A 21,581-nucleotide genomic window follows, 5' to 3' on the forward strand; every position below is an offset into this window, starting at 1 on the left:
CAGTGACGGACAGCTCGTGATGATGACGAGCCCGCGCCCTCGCCGGTTTCCCGTCAGTTGGACGCACAGCTTCCGGAGGGCTTCCTCGCGTTCGAGGCCACCGACACGGATGACGAGAATCTGGGCAAGCTGCGCGTCCCGGACATCCTTGTCTGTTCCAGCGACGCGATGCAGACCGACGACCCGCTCGACCCTCACGAGATCATCCTCGCGATCGAGATCGTCTCGCCCTCGAACCCCGAGAACGACTACGAGCACAAGACCCGCGACTACCCCGCCATGGGCATCCCCCACTACCTGATCGTCGACCCCCGCGACGGAACATGGACCTACCAGTGGGGGATCGGCCTGGCCGAGGGCCGGCCCGCGTACGAGAACCGGCTGCACCTCCCGTACGCCAAGCCGGTCACCGTCGCCACCGACCTCGGCACCTGGACGATCGACACGACCGGCCTGCCCCGCTACAGCGCGAAGGACATGGGTCTTGATTCCGGGTCTCAGGAGCCCCAGCAGCGGTAGCGGCGCAGTGCTACCAGCCGGGCGCAGCCTGCACCGTACCCGAGGAGACGAGCTCGGGGCGGAGTGTGTGGTGAATCCGGCAGGGCAGCGGTGTCAGGACAGCGCGTCAGCGATTCAGGTCCATGACCCCGACTCCGAGCCTGTCGTAGGCATCGGGTGCGACAGTCGCCACCAGTGCACCTTCGGGCAGCATCGCGTTCGGTCGCGCCGCGTGTACGGCTGCCGCAACCCCGAAGGGGACGTTGTCGCGGGACAGTTCGGCCACGGTCACGGCCATGGCGTAGTCGTCATCGAGCAGACGGAGAACGTCCAGCAGCACACCCGCATGCGCGACGACACCTGGGCGCTCGCGCTCGGTCTCCAGGAGGCACAGGACGGGCGCCCACAAACGGACGTCGTCGCTGGCCGCCGCGGCATGGATCAGACCGGAGACCTGCTTGTTGCCGCCCATGGCCAGGAGCGTGGGCGTGTCGAGGACGTAGTGTTCGGTCAGGTTCAACGCGACGACTCCACGTCTGCGAGCGCGGCCCGGTGAGCCGCGGTGGCCTCGCGCATCTTGCGCCGCATCTCTGCCGACTCCTCGTCCGTCACATAGTGGCCGAACCTCTCGGCGAGCAGCGCGCGGGTGCGAGCGGCCCGCTCCTTGATCTGCTCGGGAGTCAGCGTCTGAGCGGCTATCTCCCGCATCAGGGACCGGACACTGATCCCACGTGCCTCCGCCACGGCGGCAAGCTGGTCACGGACTTCGGCGGGCACGCGGATCATGACGTCAGACATGACGCGAGTATACGTGACGTATACGCCGATCTCCCTAGGCCGAGAGGCCCGCCCGGGGAAGGCATCACGACCGCCGAGCCCCTCGCCCGCCGAGGCCGGCTGGTCCTGTGCGGACCGCTCAGCTCGCCGAGCGCGGGAAGGTGACCTCGACCCGTCGGTTCTTCTTCCGTCCCTCCTCCGTGGCGTTCGAGGAGATCGGATATTGCTCGCCGTAGCCGCGCACGTCGAACGTGACGTTCGGGTCGTTCAGCTCGCCGTCCAGGACGGCCTGTACGGCGTTGGCGCGCTGGCGGGAGAGCACGTCGCCGTGGGCGGAGGATCCGAGGTTGTCGGTGAAGCCGAAGACGCGGATCTTGGTGGCGTTCTGGGTCTTGATCTCCTGCGCGATGGCGACGATCCGCGCCTTGGAGTCGGCGCTCAGTTTCGCGCTGTCCTTGCTGAAGAGGACCTCTGCCTGGAGCGCGAACTTGACGTCGGCGTTGGTGTCCTCCCTGCGCTCGTCACCGCTCTGGTCCTCCACGACGGACTTAATGTCCAGCACCTTGGCGGAGGCGAGGGTGGCGCCTTCGGGGAGTTTGAGGTCGGGGTCGTTGGGGTCGACCTGGACGGGGGCTGAGGCGGTGGGCTCGGTGCCTGGGGGGACGCTGGGGGAGTCGTCGGCTTGGGCTGTGGGGGTTTGGGTGGTGAGGATGAGGGTGGCTGCGACAAGGAGTGGGATCCCTGTTTTGCGGGTGAGCTTCATGGTTGGCCTCACCCGGAGATCGTGATGGGGGTGGTGGCGAAGCCGGGCAGCTGGAAGCCGACCTCTGAGGTGCCGTCCGGCGGTGACGGGAACTGCATGAACACCTGAATGGACTCCCCCGCCTTCAGCGCCGGCAGGCCGGTAGTGGTGAGCGGGCGGCCGTCTGTGTCACGCAGGACGTAGTAGCGCTTCTTCCCCTTGGAGTCCACGAGCGTGGCGCCGCCAAGTGAGCTGCCGTTTCTGATGATCTCGGTCTCATTGCCGCTCAGGTTGGACGGAATGACGGTCGTTTTGGCGCCGTCGTTCTTCAGCGTCCCGTTCACTGTGACGAATCCGCCCGAGTCCCGCTGAGCGGAGGTGATTTGTAGGAGCAAGCCGCTGGGACCCTTCAACTCGGCCAACGGCTGTTCGTCCTGACCCTCCTGAGCACTCGGTTTCGATCCACCGTCCTTCGAGGCGGACGCGGACTTCTCCGGCTTCTTGTCGTCTTCACCGCCCCCGCTGCAGCCGGCCACCCCGAGGGCCAGTCCGGCCGCGACGGTCAGCACGACCATCCCCCTGCGGGCCTTCGCAGTGAACCGAATGCTCATCGCTCTGCTTCCTTCTCCACTCGTCGTTCGCTTGTCAGTCGTCAGCCAGATGGACGTCGAAGAGGTCCTCGGGCTTCGGCAGACTTTTACTGTCGTGCGGGTCCGGGTTCCATTCCACGCCGCCCTCGCAGGTGAGCCGGGGCAATACGTCGTCTCCGGCATCCTCGCCTGGGGGCTTGGGATCACAGAGACGCTCGATCACGGCCGTGGCCTTCGCCTCCGCGTACATGCCCTCCGTGCCGGGCACGATGGTGTCACCGACGGGCTTGTTGGTCTTGACTGTGACCTTGTAGCCGAGCAGCCCCTCGGGATCGCATGTCGCATGGGCACCATTCAGCTCCGCCAACTGATAAGCGCGGGGGCAGGAATCCGTATAGGAGTCCAGCTTGCCGTCGAAGATCTCCTGCCACTTGGCCGGGTCGAGCAGGTCCTTCACCCACTGCCTCGCGAGTTGGTCGCGGGTGTCCTGGGCCGCCGCGAGAGCTGCCGCATCGGCTGCTGTCTGGGCCCCGTTCCGAGTCACCGCACCCTGGCCGACCGCGAGATAAGCGAACGCAAGAAAGAGCAGGCCCGCCACCACCGCGATGTAGATGGGGAAGGCCTGCCCGGAGTCGCCGCTCGAGCGCGGACGCATCAGGTGATTTCGGCGATCTTCGCCTTGATCTTGTCGAGGATCGTCTGACCGATGTCCGTACCCGTGATCGCCAGAACGATCGCCACGACCACCGCGATGATGCCCAGATACTCGACCGCCGTCTGCCCCGAGTCGTCGGCCCGCCGCCGAACCGCCTCGACCGTCGTGTTCTTCCAACCGTTCACGCGCACCTTGGCCGCGACGGCCGTCTTCAGCATCAGGTCGCTCATGGTGTTCCCTTCCGGGGGTCGCCTTACCGGGACCGTAAGCCGAAGATCCCCGCTTGCCCCAGGGCCCCAGGACCCAATCCCGGGCCCAGGCGGGGCCCATCACCGCTCCCCCCGCCACTTCGCCGTCGCCTCCGTGCGGTTCGTGCTGTGGAGCTTGGCGAAGATGCGGTTGATGTGGTTCTTGACGGTCTTCTCGCTGATGAAGCAGGTGGCGGCGATCTGTTGGTTGGTCATGCCGGATGCGATGAGGTCCATGATCTCCGCCTCCCTCGCGCTGAGTCGGAACGTCGACCGTGCCGATGACGACTGTCCCACAGATGATTGCAGTTGCGAAAGCTCTTTCGCGAAAGTCGGTGATAGAGCGGGAGTAGAGACATCATCATCGTGTGCACTCGCACTGCTCTGTAGGTGCGCCAGTAGCGCCGCCGCCGCCGTCGGTGTGAAGTGCGGCCGGCCCCGCCTGATGTCCCGTACCGCGGCGACCAGCTCGTCCACGGTGAACTCGCCGTGGACCAGATAGCCACCCGCGCCCCTTCGCAACGCCTCCTGGACGATCTCCGACTCGCGGCTGTACGTGAGCATCATGGCCGGGGCGAGACGGACCAGGTGGGGAAGCGCCTCGATGCCGTCGACGCCGGGCATGCGGACGTCCAGGAGGATCACGTCGGGGGCGTGGAGGCGCGCCGCCTCGTACGCCTCGCGGCCGTCCGCGGCCTCCGCCACGACCGTGATGTCCTCGCGGCCGGAGAGGAGCGCCGTCAGGCCCGCGCGGACCACGGGGTTGTCGTCGGCGACGACCACCCGCAGCAGTGCGGGCGGCGGGAAGTCCTCGAAGGGGCTCGGTGGGGGTGGCTGAGGCATCGCGCGGCCTCCTCTCGTCTCGTCCGTTCCCGTCGGTCGTTCCTGTCAGTTCATACGTGGGCGGCGGCCCCGGACGTCAGTGTCGCCAGCGGGAGTTCCAGGCGGACCTCCGTGCCCGTGGGGTGCGTACCGCGTCCGATGCGGAGGCCGGCGCCCACCGAGGCGGCCCGTTCGACCATGCCCACCAGGCCGAAGTGGCCGGTGCGGCGGAGTTGTTCGAGGCTGGTGTCGGGGGGCAGACCGCGGCCGTCGTCGTACACCGTCACCCGCAGGCAGTCGTCGTGGACGCCCGCCTCCACCTCGACCCGGGACGGGGACGCGTGGCGGTGGGCGTTGTCCAGGGCCTCCGCGGTGATGGTGAGCAGGTGGCGGGCCACCGCCGACGGAACGCGCGGGACGGGCCCCGAGCCCGTGGGACGGTACGTCGCAGGAACACCCGTGCGTGTGCTGAAGTCCGCCGTACGCGCGGACAGTTCCGTCAGTAAGTCCGTACCCGGACTCGTATCGGGCTCGCTGCGCAGGTCCGCCAGGAGTTCGCGGGACTCGGCGGCCGCGCGGCGGGCGCAGCGGGCGACGAGTTCGGCCTGTTGCCTGATCAGGGCAGGGTCCGGGCGGTCGGCGCCCGCCGAGCCGGCGAGGCCGTCCGCGGCCAGGGCCACGCCGTGCAGGGTCTTGGCGACCGAGTCATGCATCTCGCGGGCGAGGCGGGCGCGTTCGGCGTCGACCGCCTCCGTCGCCGCGAGGCGGGCGCGGACCTCGGTCAGGGCCTGGGTGGCGGTGCCGAAGCGGAGCATCAGGCCGCGCAGGCTGGAGCCCACCGCGCCGGTGATGACGCAGAAGCCGGGCAGGAGGAGGGTTTCGGCGGGGGTGGAGTCCAGGCCCTTCGTGGTCGTGCAGACGAGCAGGAGTATCAACGACTGGAGGGAGGCGAAGCAGGCCGCTCCGCGCCAGCTGTAGACGATGCCTGCGAGGAGGGGGGTGCACACGCTGACGTAGGCGAGGGTGGTGTCCGGGCCCGCGGAGATGAGCAGGAGCGAGCCGAAGAGGGTGTCCGCGGCGAGGAGGGCGGGGTGGCGCAGGAGGAGGGGGCCGAAGCGTTCCCAGTCGCGGAAGAGGACGTAGGAGCCCATGAAGGTGAGGACCACGGCGGTGGCCACGAGGCGGGTGGGGACGCCCGGCGCCGCGTTGAGGAGGGCGGCGGGGGCGGCCAGGGCGATCATGGCCAGGCGGAAACCGAAGACCTGGCGGCACATGGCCTGAAGGGCGTTGACCTGGAGGGGCATGGCGGGTGGAGGTGGTACCTGGTCCTGTGGAGCACCGTCGTCGGCGGGAGCGGCAGTGCCACTGGCAGTGGCGGCGGTGCCAGTGGCGGCGGTGCCAGTGGCGGCGGCAGTCGTGCCAGTGGCAGCGGCAACCGCCAGGGTGCCCTTGGCCGACGCCGACCGCCCCTCCAGCACCCACCCCGCCGACAGCTCCGGCAGCTTCCGCAGCCCCGCAAGGCCCGACAGCTCCGGCGACCCCGGCAACCCCGGTGCCTCCGGCGACCCCGCCCGATCCCTCGTCGTCGTCATCCCTCGCCCTCCCCTACTCACCCGTGAGCGTGCCGAAGTCCGTACCGGAGCCCAGGAGCAGGCCCGCGCCGAGCAGGAGCATCGTGGCCGGGACCATGAAAGTGGTGATCATCATGGTGGCCTTGGGAACCGCGCGGGCGGCCTTGCGGCGGGCGTTCTGCGCGTCCGTGCGGCGCATGTCCTTGGCGATGGAGACGAGCGTGTCGACGATCGGCGCGCCCAGTTCCTCGCCCTGCTGGAGTGCCGTGACGAACATGGCGACCTGCTCGGAGTCATTGCGGCGGCGCAGTTCCGCGAAGGCCTCGCGGCGGCTCACGCCGAGGTCCATCTGACGGAGCGTGATGCGGAGCTCGTCCGCCCACGGGCCCTCGTAGCGCGACGCCACCCGGTCGAGTGCCTGGCGGAAGCCGAGGCCCGCGCTGACGACCACCGCGAGGACGTCGAGGAAGTCGGGGAGGGTGCGTTCGATGACGTCCTTGCGGATGCGGATCGCCGACCAGATGCCGACCTCCGTCCAGAACGCGCCGAAGGCCAGCAGGAGCAGGGCCACGAAGAAGTTGCCCCGCAGGAGGAACACCAGGAAGCCCGTCCCGCCCAGTGCGCCGTACACCGCGCGGCGGGCGGCGTAGCGGTCGATGGTCAGGCCGCCGGGGTTGCCGGCCAGGTCGATCCTGCGGCGGTACTTGGCGACCTGCTTGGGGCCCATGAGGCGCAGTACGGCGGGGGCGTAGCGCATGCCCATGCGGTCGACGAGGGAGTCGACGGCGCCGGTGCGGGTGGCGCCGACCTCCAGGGCGAGGGCCAGGTCGGAGGGCAGTTTGGCGTCCGCTCGGTACATGCGGATCCCGGCGAAGGCGCCCCAGACGCTCAGCCCCATGAGCAGCGCCAGCAGAAGTCCCATGTTCGCCCGCCCCTCAGACGTCGATCCGCGACATACGGCGGATCAGGATGAAGCCGACCGCGTACAGCGCGAACGCGATGATCACCGCGCCCTGCCCGAGCGGTGAGCCGGTCATGCGTTCCAGGGCGCCGTCCTTGACGCCGTTCATGAGGAACAACGAGCCCACACCCATCACCGGAACGGCGTACGACGTCATGTTGACCTGGGAGAGCTGGGTGCGGATCTCGCGTCGCGTCTCCTTGCGCTCCTCCAGTGTCTCGGTGAGGTTGCGCAGGGCACCGACCACTTGTCCGCCCGCGCGGTTGGAGAGGACCAGGGTGGTGACGAGGACGACGAGTTCGCGGGAGGGGAGGCGGTCGGCGAGCTCGCCCAGCGCGTCGTCCATGGAGTGCCCGATGGTCAACTGGCTTGCAACCCGGGCGAGTTCCTCACCCGCCGGCGCCTCCAGCTCCTCCGCCGCCATGCCGATCGCGGTGCGCAGGGCCAGGCCCGCCTGGGTGGCGTTGGCCAGGATGCGGGCCAGTTCGGGGAGTTGGTTGATGAACCGCTCGATGCGTTTCTGGCGCTGCCAGTTGAGGAACTGCATCGCGGCCCAGATCCCGAGCAGCCCGGCGATGGGGCCGAAGAACGGCGCCAGGGCGGCCTGGCCGACCAGCCACAGGCCGGCCACCGCCGCCAGCATGCAGGCGAAGAACTCGCCGGGGGTGATGTCGAGGCCCGTCGCCGCCAGCCTCAGCTCCAGCGACCGTCCTGGGCGCGTACCGCGCAGGCGACGGTCCAGGTTGGGGAAGTGGCGTCGGCGGCCGGTGAGCGGGAGCTCTCCGGCGGCGGAGAGGCGGTCCACGAGGGCTGCCTGCTGGGCCCTGCCCTTGGCGTAGAGGTGCAGGCCCACGACGGCGAGGGTGCAGGTCAGCAGTGTGACGCCGGTGGTGAGGGTGACGAGGGTCTGGAGGTCCATGGGCTGTCCTGCCTACCTGGCAACTCGGGTGGCCAGCTGGTCCACCGTGTGGGCGACGCCGAAGGCCTGGGGGATGGGCTGGCTCGCCATGTAGAGGCGGTCGGCGGTACGGCGCGGAAGGGGGAAGTACTGGAAGGCGCCGTAGACACGGCCGTCGGAGGTCATGGGCCGGGCGTCGAAGCGGGCCACGGTGGCCAGCCGGTACGGCTCTCCGCCGTGGCTGTCGAGCACCGCGATCTCGGTGATGCGGCGGGCGCCGTCGGCGAACCGGGTGAGCTGCACGATGACGTCCACAGCACTGTTGATCTGGTCGTGCAACGCCACGAACGGCACCTCCACGTCGGACATCGACGCCAGCGTCTGCAAGCGCGTCAGCGCGTCCTCGGCGCTGTTGGCGTGCACGGTGGCGAGGGAGCCGTCGTGGCCGGTGGACATCGCCTGGAGCATGTCGAGGGACTCGCCGCCGCGGACCTCACCGACGACGATGCGGTCGGGCCGCATGCGCAGCGAGTTGCGGACCAGGTCGCGGATGGTGACCTGCCCCTGGCCCTCGACGTTCGGCGGCCGTGACTCCAGGCGGATCACATGCGTCTGCTGGAGCTGGAGTTCCGCCGAGTCCTCGATGGTGATGATGCGTTCCCCGCCGGGGATCAGGCCGGAGAGGGCGTTGAGGAGGGTCGTCTTACCGGTGCCGGTCGCGCCCGAGACGATCACGTTGAACTTCGCCTGCACCAGTCCCGCCAGCAGCAACAGCATGTGCTCGTCGAGCGAGCCGAAGTCGATCAGCTCGCGCAGGGTGAAGGAGCGCGGGAAGCGGCGGATGGTGAGGATCGGGCCGGTCAGCGACAGCGGCGGGATGATGACGTTGACGCGCTCGCCGGAGGGCAGCCGGGCGTCGACCATCGGGTTCGACTCGTCGACGCGGCGGTTGACCGTGGAGACGATGCGTTCGATGGTCTGCATCAACTGGTCGTTGGAGGCGAAGCGGAGCGGCAACTGCTCGACGCGGCCCGCCCGTTCCACGAAGATCGCGTCCGGCCCGTTCACCATGATCTCGGTGATCGACGCGTCCTCGAGGAGCGGCTCCAGGATGCCGAGCCCCAGTGCCTCGTCGACCACCCGGCGGATCAGCTGGGAGCGCTCGACGGTCGAGAGGACCGGACCCTCACGGCTGATGATGTGCCCCAGCACCCGCTCCAGGCGCGCCCTGCGCTCGGCGGCGGCCAGCGAGCTCATCTCCGCGAGGTCGATCTCCTCCAGGAGCTTGGCCCGGTAGGAGGCGACCAGGTGGCCGTCCTCACTCCGGCTGCCGTGCTCCTCGGGGGAGTTGATACGTGCCCGCAGGCTCATGGGTCCGGTGCTCCTCAGTCGCTCGTCGCTCGGTGGTCGATCGGCATCGTGGCGGTCTTCACGGCGGGGTCGAAGTCCCAGATGAGCACGACCGAGGGGATCTCGACCGTGGCGGTGACGGTCACCTCGTCACCCCCGGCGGACTCCGAGCAGCTGACGGAAATCCAGTCGCTGACTGCAGCCTGGCAGCCCTGCTGTGCGCTGCCGGCGAGCGAGGCGGCCCGCGCCCCCGCCCTCGCCGCCGTACCGGCCTGCTGGGCCGCGTACGCGATGATGCCCAGCTGGATACCGGCCAGGGCGACGAGGAGGAGGATCGGGACGAACCCGAGGTACTCGATGGCGACCTGGCCGCGGTCTCGCCACCGGCGCCCCTCACCGTCGTACGACATCTCAGCGCTTCGCCTCCTCGACGGCCCCGGCGTGGCCCTTCGCCTTGAACGGGAAGGAGATGCTGCCCGGGAAGAGGACCGGGACCTCGATCCAGACGTCGGCCTGGACATAGCCGGTCCCGTCGCAGGTCACCTCCCCTTTCCACGATCCCGACAGGTGCTTGAGCCCCGCTTCCTTGCACGCCCCGTCACGCCCGCCCGGTGGCGCCGCCGTCCCCGCCCGTACCGCCTCGTCCGCAGCATTCCCGGCGAGCGTGTAGGCGTACCCCACGAGTACGCACTGCCACACCAGAACCAACGTCACGATGATCACCGGGGTCATGCCGAGGAACTCGATGGTGACCTGGCCACGGTCCCGGTCTGGTCGCCGCCTTCCTAAAACCATGCTCATCCCCCTCCGTCCCGGCGCCGCCGGAAGCCGACCGACCCTCGGCTGCCGCGGTGGCCGGCGCCCTCGTTGGCCTTGACCAGGCCGAGTTCGCCGGCGAGGCTCCACAGGGCCTGTTTCACCGTGCTCTTGTTGTCGAGGGCGTGGATACGGCCGGCATCCACGGCACCCTGGAGTTCCTTGAAGTTGGCGGGGACGGTGGTCGAGGCGATTCCGGTGCCGGTGATCTTCTCGATGAGGGCGGGCTGGATCTCCGTACCGCGGGTGTGGCGGTTGACGACGATCGTGGTCTCCTCCGCCTTGCGGATCTGGAGGCGGTCCCACATGCGGACGGTGCGTTTGGCACCGCGGACGGCGAGCACGTCCGGGGTGGTGACGAGCAGGGCCGTGTCGGCCATCTCGACGGCGGCCGCGCCGGCGCCGCCGAGCTGGGCGCCGCAGTCGACGACGACGACCTCGTAGCGGGAGCGCAGGGCGCTGACGATCTGGCGGGCGGCGCGGTCGGTGACCTCCTCGCCGCGTTCGCCCTCGCCCGGGGCGAGCAACAGGGCGAGCCCGGTGTCGTGGCGGAAGACGGCGTCGGCGAGGACGCGCGGCGAGATGTCGGTGATGGTGGCCAGGTCGACGACGGAGCGGCGGAACTGGACGTCCAGGTAGGAGGCGATGTCCCCGGTCTGGAGATCCATGTCGAGGAGGGCCGCGCTGCGCCCCGACGCCTGGGCGGCGAGGGCGAGCTGGATGGCGGTGAGGGTGGTGCCGACGCCTCCCTTGGCTCCGCTGACCGTGACGACCGTGCCGCCGACGCCGGTGAACACGTCGCCGCCGTGCCCGAGATGGCGCCTGACGCCCACCGACCACTGGGCGACGGCCTGGACGCGGTGGGCGAGTTCCTCGTAGCTGAGGGGCAGCGCGACCAGACCGCGGGCGCCGGAGTCCATGGCGGCGGCGAAGAGGCCGGGGCTGGCGTCGGTGGTGATGAGGATGACGCCGACGGCCGGGAAGCGCAGGGCGACCTCGCGGATGAGCTCCAGGGCCGGTACGGGCCCGATCCGCTCATGGACGACGACGACCTCGGGCAGTTCGTCGACCGATTCGGCGGCGAGGCGGGCGAGGGTGTCGACGAGCTGGGTGGAGTCGCCGACCGGGGCGACCGGTTCGGCGTCCGGGAGCTGGCTGAGCAGGTTCGTGATGGAGCGGACGGCGTCCGGGTCGCCGACTGCCGGGAGGATCCTCGTGGGCATGGCGGCCTCTCACTTGTCCTTCGTGAGTTCGTACGTACGGTCCTTGTCCGGCACCGTGCTGTCGCCGCCGGGCGCCACCAGCGCGAGCCGGACCCGCTTGGCGAACGACTCGGCGTACGTGATGCGCTGTGCGTCGAGGGTGGACAGCGCGAAGGTGATCGGGACGGCGTCCGTGGGTTCCCGGGTGCGGTCCTCCGGATCCGGTTCGAGGGCCTTCAGATCGCCCACGTCCAGCACTTTGGCGTTTGTTACGATGATCTTGGACTGAGCGGGATCACCCTCCCGCTCTCCGTCGAAGGTGGCGTACACGTTGACCGTGGATCCCGGCGTGATCTTGCCGGCGACACCGGTCGCCGCATCGATCATGATGGCGACCTCCTGCTGCCCGGGCTGCAGGGCGGGTTGGTCCACCATCATGTCGCTCTGCAGCAGGGAGCCCTCTTTCAGCGTCGTCACGGCGATCTTCCCCCGTATCTGGGCCAGATCCGTGACCGCGTTGGCGGACAGCCAGCGCTCGGGCATCTCGACCTTCTTGAACTGACCCGTGGTGAGGGCGGTGTACGGCGGCACATCGGTCTTCAGCTGATACGCGGTGACCTCGGGGCCGACCTTGGACTTCACGTCGCTGATGACGGAGAGCACGCCGGCGAACGCGCCGATGGCGCACAACACCGACAGGATCAGAAGAATCACGCCGCGGCGCTGACGGGAGTTCATAAACCGTGCAACCTCGTTGGGGGGGGTCGGGTCGAGCGGGCGGAAATCAGGGGGGTGGGCCAGGCCGGGCCAGGAGTTATCCGACGCGGGCCTGACCCTCGTACAGCTGGATTTCGTGCCCGGGTGAGGCGCTCTCGTACACGGGCGGGGTCGCGGAACAGAACACGCAGCGGTCCCCTATCACGTCGACACCGCACCAGTGGCAGACGGTCTGCCGCACGGACGTCACGAGTTGGTAGAGCACCGAAAGGTCGGGCAGGTAGGCGCAGAACTCGACCAGCTTGCCGGTCCCCCACCAGTCGGCGGACTCGGCGGGCAGCGGCACCTCGCGCAACCCCTGCGCGTGCCAGGCGGGAGCGAGGGCGGTGGTGACCCAGTCGGACTGGAGCTGCCCCTTGGCGACCAGCAGCGAGGTGTCGAAGTCGGGTCCGGTGAGGCGTGCTTCGGGTCCCATCCTCACCAACTGCGGCTGTGGATGGGCGACGACGCCGAACTGGCTGCCCGGAACCCACGACCTGGCATGCGACTTCAGGTTCACCGGGACGCGGTCGAGACGGGCGACGGAACCGAGCAGCGCGCCGGCGTGGATGTAGTGGGTCAGCAGGCGCCCGGCCGAGGCGAGCACGCCCGGGCTGAGGTCGCAGGAGGCGAGCTGGCGCAGTTGCCGTACGAGAACGGCGAGTCCGAGGGGAGGCAGGTCGGGCCGGAAGAGAGCGATCCGGTCGCTCTCGAGCAGCGACCGCACGGTGTACAGCCGCCGCTCCAGCGCGTCCGGAACGGCCCCCGAGTACGCGACGACCACGTGCCCGTGCTGCTCGATGACGGCCTGCAGCACGCCGACCGCCCGCTCCAGCGGCACGCTTGCGAAGTCATTGAGGACGACGGCGGGCAGGGTCCGCTCGTCCTGCGGCGGCAGCGCCATGTCGGCACTGGTCACGGCAATGGCAGTTGGCACGCGCAGCTCCCCTATCCCCGCCCGTCGGCGCGCCGGTGTTACTCCGCTGCACCGAGGTGACTTCATTGCGTGACTACCTCAGCACTGTATCCACGCGCCTGTGACCGGAGAACAGCGTTTGCGCAGCCGGTAGGCAACTGTCACCACACAAGTGGCGGCAAAACGGGGCAGGTTGCGCACACGGATTCTCCACATCGCCTCCCCTTGACACTTGGATTGGTCTGGACCAAATTCTGGTCTGGACCAATCATTCTGGACCTCCCACTCCCTACGGAGGCACCGTGAACCGCGCACGACTCGTCAGCGCCGCCGTTGCCGCGGCCCTCTGTCTGTTAATCCCCGGCCGGGCAGCCGCCACCGCCGACGACACCAACAACGCGAAGAACGCCGGCTTCGAGTCCGGCCTGACCAACTGGGCCTGCTCGGCGGGCAGCGGTACGGCCGTGTCGTCGCCGACGCATGCGGGCACCGGGGCCCTGCGCGCGACCCCGGCCGGGCAGGACAACGCCCGCTGCACCCAGGCAGTGGCGGTGAGACCGAACTCCACGTACACCCTGAGCGCGTGGGTGCGGGGCGGCTACGCCTACCTGGGCGCGACCGGCACGGGCACGACGGACGTGTCGACGTGGACGCCAGACTCGTCGTCCTGGAAGCAGTTGTCCACGACGTTCACGACGGGTGCGTCAACGGCGTCCGTGACGATCTACACGCACGGCTGGTACGGGCAGGCGGCGTACTACGCGGACGACGTGTCGGTGTACGGCCCGGACGGCGGGGGTGGCGGCGGCGATCCGGAGCCGACTGTCCCCGGCGCACCCGGTGGTGTGACGGTCTCCGGTACGACGTCCTCGTCGGTGTCGCTGGCGTGGAACGCGGTGTCGGGGGCGACGGGCTACAACGTCTACCGCGGCGGCACGAAGGTGACGGCGGTGACCGGCACGGCGGCGACCGTGACCGGTCTGGCCGCGTCGACGTCGTACTCCTTCCAGGTCACGGCGACGAACGCGGCGGGCGAGTCGGTGAAGTCGGCGACGGTGACCGGTCGTACGACTTCCTCTTCGGGCGGCGGTACGGGCCTGCCCAAGCACGCGGTCACCGGCTACTGGCAGAACTTCAACAACGGCGCGACGGTCCAGCGGATCTCCGACGTCCCCTCGGCGTACGACATCATCGCGGTGGCCTTCGCGGACGCGACGGGGGTGCCGGGCGCGGTGACGTTCAACCTCGACTCGGCGGGCCTGGGCGGCTACACGGTCGACCAGTTCAAGGCGGATGTGCGGGCGAAGCAGGCGGCGGGCAAGAAGGTCATCGTGTCCGTGGGCGGCGAGCGGGGCACGGTGTCGGTGAGCGACCCGACGTCCGCGACGAACTTCGCGAACTCCGTGTACGCGCTGATGCAGACGTACGGCTTCGACGGCGTCGACATCGACCTGGAGAACGGGCTGAACGCGACGTACATGACCCAGGCGCTGAGGTCGTTGTCGGCAAAGGCGGGCCCGTCGCTGATCCTGACGATGGCGCCCCAGACGATAGACATGCAGTCGACGTCGAACGCCTACTTCCAGACGGCTTTGCAGGTGAAGGACATCCTCACGGTCGTCAACATGCAGTACTACAACAGCGGCTCCATGTTGGGGTGCGACGGCAAGGTGTACTCGCAGGGGTCGGTGGACTTCCTGACGGCGCTGGCCTGCATCCAGCTGGAGGGCGGGTTGTCCGCGTCCCAGGTGGGGTTGGGCCTGCCGGCGTCGACGCGGGGTGCGGGCAGCGGCTACGTCTCGCCTTCGGTGGTGAACGCGGCGCTGGACTGCCTGACGAAGGGGACGGGGTGCGGGTCGTTCAAGCCGGCGCGGACGTATCCGGACCTGCGGGGCGCCATGACGTGGTCGACGAACTGGGATGCGGCGGCGGGGAATGCCTGGTCGAGTGCGGTGGGGGCGCATGTGCGGGGGTTGCCCTAGACAAGGGGGGGAAGCCGCGCAGGCCGAAGTCGTAGCCCGGGAGGCTGCCACCCAGGACCGCGTTCGACGCCAGGTCGGCCGGGACGAGCGCGAGGGCCAGGGCGGGGTCGGAGTCTTGCGGGAGGCCGGTCCACTCGGCGAACTGCTGGACGGCGATATGACAGGCAAGGGGGGCGGCGTCTAGTGCCGCTGAATCACGTATGAACTGCGTCCAGTCCACCGGTGGATCAGGACCCGTAGTCCTCGATCAAACGGCTGACAAGCCGGTGCAGGACGTCCGCCCGCCTGCGGTCCTCCCGCTGTTCGCGCAACGCACGCTCGACAGCACGAAGACTGCGCCACGCGTCCTTTTCCCCATCCATCACCCCGTCGACGAGCGGCTCGGACACCAGCGCGAGGCACTCGGCGAGCCGGAGCCGGGTCACGGCGGCGGGGGGATCGGTGTCGGGGCCTGTGAACCGTCTGTCAGATACCGCGCGGGATCGCTGAGGCTCCAGCCGACCATGGTCCCTTCCTGGACGAGGAGGCACACATCCGAGGCGATGCCGATCCGTGCGGGTGCCGGACCCTCCAGGACATCGAGGTCGTTCAGGCACGTCAGCTCAGCAGCGTTGGACGTGCAGCAGAAAACGGTCGTCTGGAGCAGTGCGAACTCTTCCGCGGTGTGCGCGCGCAAGCCGCCCGGCTGAGTCGGCAGTCTGTTCGGCTGCATGTGACAAGTCCGCTCGGGAGCGGACTTCGGGGGTACGTGGAACGTGACACCGATCAGTTCCCGAGCGTCGGCGGCGAACCTGACCTCATCGATTTCCGACCACAGCCATTGCATGCTCCCGAAGGACGCCCCGATCAGCTGCTCTCGCCCGGCCGGGTCCGCGTAACCCGCGACGATCACCTGAGGTCCGGCGATGTCGAAGCGGGGCGTGAACGTCAGCGGACGCCCCGTGGTCTCGACGTCCATGGTTTCGCCCATCGAGAATTTCACTGGGGATGCCGCCTCACCGGATCTGCTCCAACGTGGTAGGGGCGTATGTGCGTGGGTTGCAGTGAGGGCACCTGACCGGCCACCTAGGCGCCGAAATGCCTTTCTCGTACGGCCGATGTGTTTTAGGGGGTATCTTGAGGCAACACCTGCAATGCATCCTCCTGACTAATCTCAAGAAGAGCCTCTTGGGTATACTTTTGAATATCCCCCAGATACGGCGGAAGGCCTGGATGACTCATACAGAATGTCACGTGCCCCGTCATAATGTCATCAGACACCCCTCCCTTCGACATGGAAACATACCCCATGATCTTCCCCTCGCCTGTAGGCGCGGCGCGAAGCGCCAGACAGGCGTAAGCCAGCGAACGCCGAAGGAGGCGATCTACTCTGTCCGACCCTTGAGGCGGAAGGTCGTAATCCATCATCCCCCGACCATTAACCGTTGCTTCGTAATGCGTGACGTCCTCGAAGCTATCGAAAGAAGAACCGTCATACCCGGCGTGTAGCGCCACGAGCAGGAGGGCTCCACCTTCACCCACAACCCAGCCATCCTTGACAATCGCACGATATGACGCTGGGACATCATCGCCCCGGACCTGCGGCAGGACACCCCCGGTCAGTTCCCTCATCTTTGCATTCATTCTCATGGTCAGCCTTCCCCTAGCACCTTTAGACCCTTTTGAATCCCCGCTTGAAAACCGGGAATCTTACTGACCTCTTTTTCGACGGAGCGCGGCAGCCCATCGAAGTTCCCATTGTCGAAATTGTATTGATATTTTGCAGTGGGGTTACTCTGGTCCTGGAAGTGCAGCTGCCCGGGACGCTGCCCGGGGTTCGGGTTCTCGACATCGATCCGGTAAGGCCCGTGATTCCACATAGTCTTACTCGTTACCTGCGTTCCATTCGCCCCGATCATCCCTCCCACAGGAGGATCCTTTATGCCGTAAAGATCGCGCATGTCCTCGATGCGCCGCCTGACTTCTTCAGGATGATAGTGATCGTTCGTGAAAGCAGGTTGTGAGCTGTATCCTTCCGGAGCTGTACATTTCAACCCAAGCGGATCGAACCAGGTGTGCGGGTTGTGGACATATGCGGTGGGGTTGGGTGCTGGTTCGAGCCCAAGAGGGTCAGAAGTGAGGTACCGAGCGGTTTCGGGGTCGTAGTGGCGGAAGTAGTTGTAGTGGAGGCCGGTTTCCGGGTCGTAGTACTGGCCCGGGAAACGGAGGGGTGTGTAGGTGGTGCTGTTCGTGGCCCAGGTGGTGGTGCCCCATAGGGTGCTTCGGGTCCGCCAGGCCAGATCTCCCCGCTCGTCCAGCAGTTCGGTCGGGGTGCCGACAAGATCGGTGACGATGGAGAAGAAGCGAGAGTCGATCTCCTTCTGCGGCGCGTCGGCGGCGGTGATGCGCTCCGTCTGAGCTACAGGGCGCAGGCCGTTATGGTCCCAGGTGAGCGTGACAGGACGGGGCAGCGCAGGGGACGTTGTCGTCTGTTCGCACAGGGTCGTGCCATCCCAAGTGAAGTTGACTCGTTCGACGACCGTTTCGCCGTCCTCCGCCAGCCGGAGTTTCGCCGTACGGCGGCCCAGCGGATCGTAGGTGTAGCGCCAGCGGGTCCCGTCCGGGGTCGTCACCGAGGTGAGGCGGTCCTCCGCGTCCCACTCGTAGCGCCAGGTGTCCGGCTTGCGAGACAGGCGGGCCTTCTGGCGAAGGGTGATGCGGCCCAGCTCGTCGTGTGCGTAGCGGACGTTGCCGGCTCGGGTGATGCGCGTGCCGACGTACTCGCGGGGGCCGGTGGCGTCCGCGCCCGGGTGTGAGGACGGCCAGTGTGCGGTCGCCTGGTTACCGGCCTCGTCGTACGCGTACGTCTCCGACCAGTTCGCCGCGTGCACCGCGGTCACGCGGCCCGTGGCATCCAGGTCGAAGCGGCGGGAGCCGGAGAGGTGGTCGTCGATGCCGATCAGGTTGCCGTCGGCGCGGTAGGTGTAGGCGCGGTGTTGCACCGCACGGTCGTTGACGCCCGTCACCGACTGAGTCTTCAGGCGGCCCAGTTGGTCGAAGCTGTGCTCCAGGGTGACCGTTTCGCCGATGCGGCGGGTCAGTTCGCGGCCTGCCGGGTCGTACGTGATGTCGATGGGGCGGCCGGACACCACCATGCCGGTGCGGCGGCCCGCGGCGTCGTACGACCATGTCGTCGTCGCGCCGGTCGGGGTCGTACGGCCCGTGCGGCGGCCCAGTTCGTCGTAGGCGTACGTCAGCGTACGGCCGTCGACCGTCTCCGAGCGCAGGCGGCCGAGGCGGTCGCGTAGGAGCCTCAGACGTGTGTCGTCAGGGCCGATCGCCTCCGCCAGCTGGTCCGTCATGTCGTACGTGAAGGTCGTGACCCGACCCGCCACGTCCTTGCGGATCACCTGGCCCAGCTCGTTGCGCTCGAACCGTGTCACCTCGCCGAGGCCGTTCGTCCGTGCGGTCAGGCGGTCGGCCCGGTCATACGCATACATGAGCCTGCGGTCGTCGAAGTCCGTCTCCGTGACGAGGCGTCCGGCCGCGTCGTACTCGTATGTCCAGGTCAGTCCCTGCGGGTTGGTGACCTTCGTCAGCCGCAGTTCCAGGTCGTGGTCGAACTCGTAGCGGACGCCGTCCGGGCCCGTGCGGGCGGTCAGCAGGTCGAAGTGGGTGTACTCGAAGCGGGAGATGCCGCCCATCGGGTCGGTGTGGGTGGTGCAGTTGCCCTCGCCGTCGTACGTCCATGTCTCGGTTGTGCCGTCGGGGGCGGTACGGCGGGCGAGGTGGCCCTCCACCGTCCACTCCAGGCGGGTTGTCGCACCTGTCGGGTCCGTGATGGAGACCGGGCGGCCGAAGGCGTCGCGTTCGTAGCGGGTGGTCGCTCCGACGGGGTCCGTGATTTCCAGGGGGAGGCCCGCACGGTCGGAGACGATCGTGGTCGTGTGACCCAGCGGGTCGGTCACCGACGTGACATGGCCCGCCTCGTTGTGGGTGAAGTGCGTGGTCCGGCCTGACGGGGCGGTTACCGACGTGCGGTTGCCGCGGTCGTCGTACGTCTGGCGGACGACCGTGCCGTCCAGGTTCACCACCTTCACCGGCAGGCCGAGTTCGTTGTACTCGGCTCTCGTCTCTCGGCCGTCAGGGCGGACGAGGGCCAGGGGGTTGCCTGCGTCGTCGTACCGGAACGTGGTGGTGTGGCCCAGGGGGTCCGTCCGGGACAGCAGGCGGTTGTAGCGATCGCGGGTGTAGTGCGTCACCGCCCCCAGCGGGTCCACGTCGGCCACGACCTGACAGGCGTCGTTGATCAGGAAGCGGCGTGTGTGGCCCTCGCCGGTCGTGGTCGTGGTGACCTTGAGGCCGGTGTCCGGGTCGGTGTCGTCGTACGAGACGCGAAGGCTCATGTGGCCGGCCGAGCCGGACTCGGCGATGCAGCGGTCCTCGTCGTCGTATTCGTAGACATAACTGCGGTCGTTGGTGTCGGTCCAAGAGGTGACGCGACCCGATTCGTCGTACGTGAAGCGCAGGGGGAGGCCGGAAGAGTTGATGACCTCGGTCAGGTTGCCGTCCGTGTAGGCGTAGCGCTTCAGCTCCTCACCCGAGGCGGCCAGGTGCAGGGCCGTGACGCGGCCCGTCTTCGTGGTCACGCGGACGTGGTAGCCGCCGCTGGAGGTCACGGCGAGTGGGGTGCCGTCGGCGTTGTACTCGAAGGTGATCCAGTTGCCGTTGCGGTCGTCGATCTGCTCCAGGACCGCAAGGCGGTCGGAGCGCTCGGCGAAATGCCAGACGCGGTGGGTGACCGGATCGGTGATCGTGTAGCCACCGTCCTCGCGGGCCAGGGGGCGACGGGGGCCGTGGGAGGGGAGGGTGGGGAGGCCGGGGGCCGGATGCGGGTAGGCAAGGAGGAGGCCGTCTTCCGTGACGAAGACGACTCCCTCGGAATCGATCTCGAGGCGCTGGTCGAGGGTGGAGGACCAGGACGGGCCGAACCATCTGCCCAAGTGGTAGCCCGACTCCACGCGTCGTTTGATGACGAGGGGCAGAGTGCCGGAGAGGATGACGTCGGTCTGCGGCAGGTACATCTTGCCGGTGGCGAAATCGATCGGGTCCGAGCCCTTGCTCTCCACGGCTTTGCCCTCTCGGGACACCTTCTCGGGCCCGTCCGAAACCTTGTCCCGGGCCGAGGCCGAGTCCTCGACGCCTTCCTTCGCGGTCCGGCGGGCGCCCGACTCCGCGGCCTCCTCCATCCCTTCCTTGACGGCGGTCCGCAGCCCGCCCCGCGCAAGGCCCAGCCCCTTGGTGCCGATCAGCTCAGGGATCAGGCGGCCGATGCCCTCGGACGGGTCCTTCTTGAAGCCCTCCCACGCAGACTTCAGCGCGCGCTCCGGATGTGCCGCCGTGGAGACGAGGCCCGAGAGCGTCATGCTGACGTTCTGCAGGTACTGGGCGGGGTGGGTGATGTTGTAGCCGTCGAGCGGGTTCAAACCGCGGGCGAAGTTGATCAGACCCGCGCCGCCCTTCACCACACCACCCGCGACATGCAGGATCTCGGTGTTGACCGCCACGTAGCCGTCCTCCGCGTTTGCACGGAGGCGGTCCAGGGCGGGCGGTTCGGCGGGGGCGTGCGCCAGGGCGGCCTGCACGGAAGTCGCGGCGGTGCGGCCGGCGTCGTTGCGCTGACGGCGCGCCTCGGCCAGGATCTCGTGAGCCCGCTTGATGTCCGCGGTGCCGGGGTCCTTGAACGGCTCCGGACGCGGACCCGGATCCTCGTTCGCCTTCACCTTCGCGTTGTAGGCATCGACCCGCTTGTTGTACGACGACACCGCGTCGTCCGACGCCTTCTTCCCCTTCTTGTACAGGTCGATGGCGTCCTGCGCCTGACCCTGCGCCCACTTCACCGTGTCCGCGAAGTCCTCCAACGCCTTCGCCGCCTTGTCACAAGCGTCCGCAGCGTGCAGCCACTTCGTGGGATGCATCGTGAACTTCTCACGGAAGGTGTCGGCAGCCTCACCCTTCCAATGCGAGGAATCCAGCGTCCGCATCCCCTCGCCGACCTTGTCGAACGCCTTGCGGAAATCCTTCAGATGCGACGCCGACGCACGGATCGTGCCCGGATTGCCATGGATCAGCTCATTCGCCTGGTCGCTCTGACCGAGCTGCTGCTCACCCGGCGTCGCGCCCAGGTCCGAGGCCAGCTCGTCGCCGAAGTCCTCGACCTTGTCGGCCCAGTCATCCGCCCCGACCTTCTCCAGACCCGCGCCGATGAGGTCGGTGCCCTTGTCGATGCCCTCACCGACAAGTTTCTTCCCGGCGTCCCAGCCGTCCTCGAGCTTGTCCAGACCCCCGTTGACGAAGTCACCGAAGCCCATCAGCCGCTCTCCCCACCCTGCTGTCGCTCTTGCAGATACTGCTGCTGCGGCGGCTGTTGGGCACGAGTGTGATGCCCTGCGATGGTCTCAGAGCCGACCGCCTGGAGGTCAGTGCCACCAGTTGTACGGGTCACCAGCCGCCTGCAGGTCCTGCGCACTGGCATATCGGCACTCGCCGGTGACGTTGTGCACCTCGATACAGGTAGGCCCATAAAGCATGTACTTGTCATCCCTGGTCGACAAGTACTTGACAGACTGGAAGCCGAAGTAGAAGAAATCGCCTTTCGCCGCCCTATGACGGTCCTCTTCGAACAGAGCGACCTCGTTGTCCCAACCAGCAGATTCCCGCCGGAGGAAATCTGCAGCCAACTGCTCTGCTTGCTCCTGCGTGTACATCAGTCCCCCCCTCATCAAATTGGTTACCTCGTGGAGCACAGGATGGCCTCG

Annotated in this window: 23 protein-coding genes; 2 read left to right on the forward strand and 21 right to left on the reverse strand. The window is 68.1% G+C overall.

Annotated features, from left to right (window positions below; all coding sequences use genetic code 11):
* The first annotated feature begins 57 nt into the window (after nt 1–57).
* Nucleotides 58–519, forward strand: a complete 462-nt coding sequence (locus tag AC067M_RS05615; protein ID WP_478695672.1) for a Uma2 family endonuclease — start codon at nt 58–60, stop codon at nt 517–519.
* 106 nt (nt 520–625) lie between these two features.
* Here the strand turns inward: AC067M_RS05615 and AC067M_RS05620 are convergent, their stop codons facing one another.
* The 16 genes from AC067M_RS05620 to AC067M_RS05695 form a co-directional block, all read right to left on the reverse strand.
* A complete protein-coding gene (locus tag AC067M_RS05620) occupies nt 626–1,018 on the reverse strand; it encodes a PIN domain-containing protein (RefSeq protein WP_478695673.1) in 393 nt (130 codons plus the stop codon).
* Nucleotides 1,015–1,296 (reverse strand): Arc family DNA-binding protein, encoded by a 282-nt coding sequence (locus tag AC067M_RS05625; RefSeq protein ID WP_478695674.1) that lies wholly within the window; start codon nt 1,294–1,296, stop codon nt 1,015–1,017. Before AC067M_RS05625 ends, AC067M_RS05620 begins: the two co-directional genes overlap by 4 nt.
* A gap of 118 nt (nt 1,297–1,414) precedes the next feature.
* Entirely contained in the window at nt 1,415–2,038 is a 624-nt protein-coding gene (locus tag AC067M_RS05630; RefSeq protein WP_478695675.1) for an OmpA family protein, read from the reverse strand.
* 8 nt (nt 2,039–2,046) lie between these two features.
* Nucleotides 2,047–2,628, reverse strand: a complete 582-nt coding sequence (locus tag AC067M_RS05635; RefSeq protein ID WP_478695676.1) for a hypothetical protein — start codon at nt 2,626–2,628, stop codon at nt 2,047–2,049.
* A 34-nt stretch (nt 2,629–2,662) separates the two neighbouring features.
* Complete coding sequence (locus AC067M_RS05640) at nt 2,663–3,262, reverse strand: pilus assembly protein TadG-related protein (RefSeq protein ID WP_478695677.1); 600 nt, start codon at nt 3,260–3,262, stop codon at nt 2,663–2,665.
* Nucleotides 3,262–3,492 (reverse strand): hypothetical protein, encoded by a 231-nt coding sequence (locus AC067M_RS05645; RefSeq protein WP_478695678.1) that lies wholly within the window; start codon nt 3,490–3,492, stop codon nt 3,262–3,264. The genes AC067M_RS05640 and AC067M_RS05645 overlap by 1 nt, the downstream gene beginning before the upstream one ends.
* A 99-nt stretch (nt 3,493–3,591) precedes the next feature.
* Nucleotides 3,592–4,353, reverse strand: a complete 762-nt coding sequence (locus tag AC067M_RS05650; RefSeq protein ID WP_478695679.1) for a response regulator — start codon at nt 4,351–4,353, stop codon at nt 3,592–3,594.
* 50 nt (nt 4,354–4,403) lie between these two features.
* Nucleotides 4,404–5,636 carry a sensor histidine kinase gene (locus AC067M_RS05655; RefSeq protein ID WP_478695995.1) on the reverse strand — a complete coding sequence of 411 codons (1,233 nt, stop codon included), beginning with the start codon at nt 5,634–5,636 and terminating at the stop codon, nt 4,404–4,406.
* A 301-nt stretch (nt 5,637–5,937) separates the two neighbouring features.
* Nucleotides 5,938–6,825, reverse strand: coding sequence for a DUF5936 domain-containing protein (locus AC067M_RS05660; protein ID WP_478695680.1), 888 nt, complete (start codon nt 6,823–6,825; stop codon nt 5,938–5,940).
* A gap of 13 nt (nt 6,826–6,838) precedes the next feature.
* Nucleotides 6,839–7,783, reverse strand: a complete 945-nt coding sequence (locus AC067M_RS05665; RefSeq protein ID WP_478695681.1) for a type II secretion system F family protein — start codon at nt 7,781–7,783, stop codon at nt 6,839–6,841.
* 12 nt (nt 7,784–7,795) lie between these two features.
* Nucleotides 7,796–9,133, reverse strand: a complete 1,338-nt coding sequence (locus AC067M_RS05670) for a CpaF family protein (protein ID WP_478695682.1) — start codon at nt 9,131–9,133, stop codon at nt 7,796–7,798.
* A 14-nt stretch (nt 9,134–9,147) separates the two neighbouring features.
* Complete coding sequence (locus AC067M_RS05675; RefSeq protein ID WP_478695683.1) at nt 9,148–9,522, reverse strand: TadE/TadG family type IV pilus assembly protein; 375 nt, start codon at nt 9,520–9,522, stop codon at nt 9,148–9,150.
* 1 nt (nt 9,523) lies between these two features.
* Nucleotides 9,524–9,907: a TadE family protein gene (locus AC067M_RS05680; protein WP_478695684.1), complete on the reverse strand. Its 384-nt coding sequence runs from the start codon at nt 9,905–9,907 to the stop codon at nt 9,524–9,526.
* A gap of 2 nt (nt 9,908–9,909) precedes the next feature.
* The gene (locus tag AC067M_RS05685; protein WP_478695685.1) at nt 9,910–11,151 is read right to left on the reverse strand and encodes a CpaE/TadZ family protein; all 1,242 of its coding nucleotides are present in this window, start codon (nt 11,149–11,151) and stop codon (nt 9,910–9,912) included.
* A 9-nt stretch (nt 11,152–11,160) separates the two neighbouring features.
* Nucleotides 11,161–11,868, reverse strand: a complete 708-nt coding sequence (gene cpaB, locus AC067M_RS05690) for a Flp pilus assembly protein CpaB (RefSeq protein WP_478695686.1) — start codon at nt 11,866–11,868, stop codon at nt 11,161–11,163.
* Between the two features lie 76 nt (nt 11,869–11,944).
* Nucleotides 11,945–12,790 carry a hypothetical protein gene (locus tag AC067M_RS05695; protein ID WP_478695996.1) on the reverse strand — a complete coding sequence of 282 codons (846 nt, stop codon included), beginning with the start codon at nt 12,788–12,790 and terminating at the stop codon, nt 11,945–11,947.
* A gap of 314 nt (nt 12,791–13,104) precedes the next feature.
* Between AC067M_RS05695 and AC067M_RS05700 the strand changes: the two genes are divergently transcribed.
* Nucleotides 13,105–14,784, forward strand: a complete 1,680-nt coding sequence (locus AC067M_RS05700; RefSeq protein WP_478695687.1) for a chitinase — start codon at nt 13,105–13,107, stop codon at nt 14,782–14,784.
* A 227-nt stretch (nt 14,785–15,011) separates the two neighbouring features.
* On the opposite strand, the gene AC067M_RS05705 is transcribed toward AC067M_RS05700, so the two are convergent.
* The 5 genes from AC067M_RS05705 to AC067M_RS05725 form a co-directional block, all read right to left on the reverse strand.
* The gene (locus AC067M_RS05705; RefSeq protein WP_478695688.1) at nt 15,012–15,209 is read right to left on the reverse strand and encodes a hypothetical protein; all 198 of its coding nucleotides are present in this window, start codon (nt 15,207–15,209) and stop codon (nt 15,012–15,014) included.
* A complete protein-coding gene (locus AC067M_RS05710) occupies nt 15,206–15,754 on the reverse strand; it encodes a hypothetical protein (RefSeq protein ID WP_478695689.1) in 549 nt (182 codons plus the stop codon). The genes AC067M_RS05705 and AC067M_RS05710 overlap by 4 nt, the downstream gene beginning before the upstream one ends.
* A gap of 134 nt (nt 15,755–15,888) precedes the next feature.
* Entirely contained in the window at nt 15,889–16,395 is a 507-nt protein-coding gene (locus AC067M_RS05715; protein ID WP_478695690.1) for a hypothetical protein, read from the reverse strand.
* Between the two features lie 20 nt (nt 16,396–16,415).
* Nucleotides 16,416–21,134 carry a putative T7SS-secreted protein gene (locus tag AC067M_RS05720; RefSeq protein WP_478695691.1) on the reverse strand — a complete coding sequence of 1,573 codons (4,719 nt, stop codon included), beginning with the start codon at nt 21,132–21,134 and terminating at the stop codon, nt 16,416–16,418.
* A 108-nt stretch (nt 21,135–21,242) separates the two neighbouring features.
* Nucleotides 21,243–21,530, reverse strand: coding sequence for a hypothetical protein (locus AC067M_RS05725; RefSeq protein ID WP_478695692.1), 288 nt, complete (start codon nt 21,528–21,530; stop codon nt 21,243–21,245).
* Nucleotides 21,531–21,581 lie beyond the last annotated feature (51 nt).

The sequence above is a fragment of the Streptomyces sp. NPDC043427 genome (assembly GCF_056436655.1).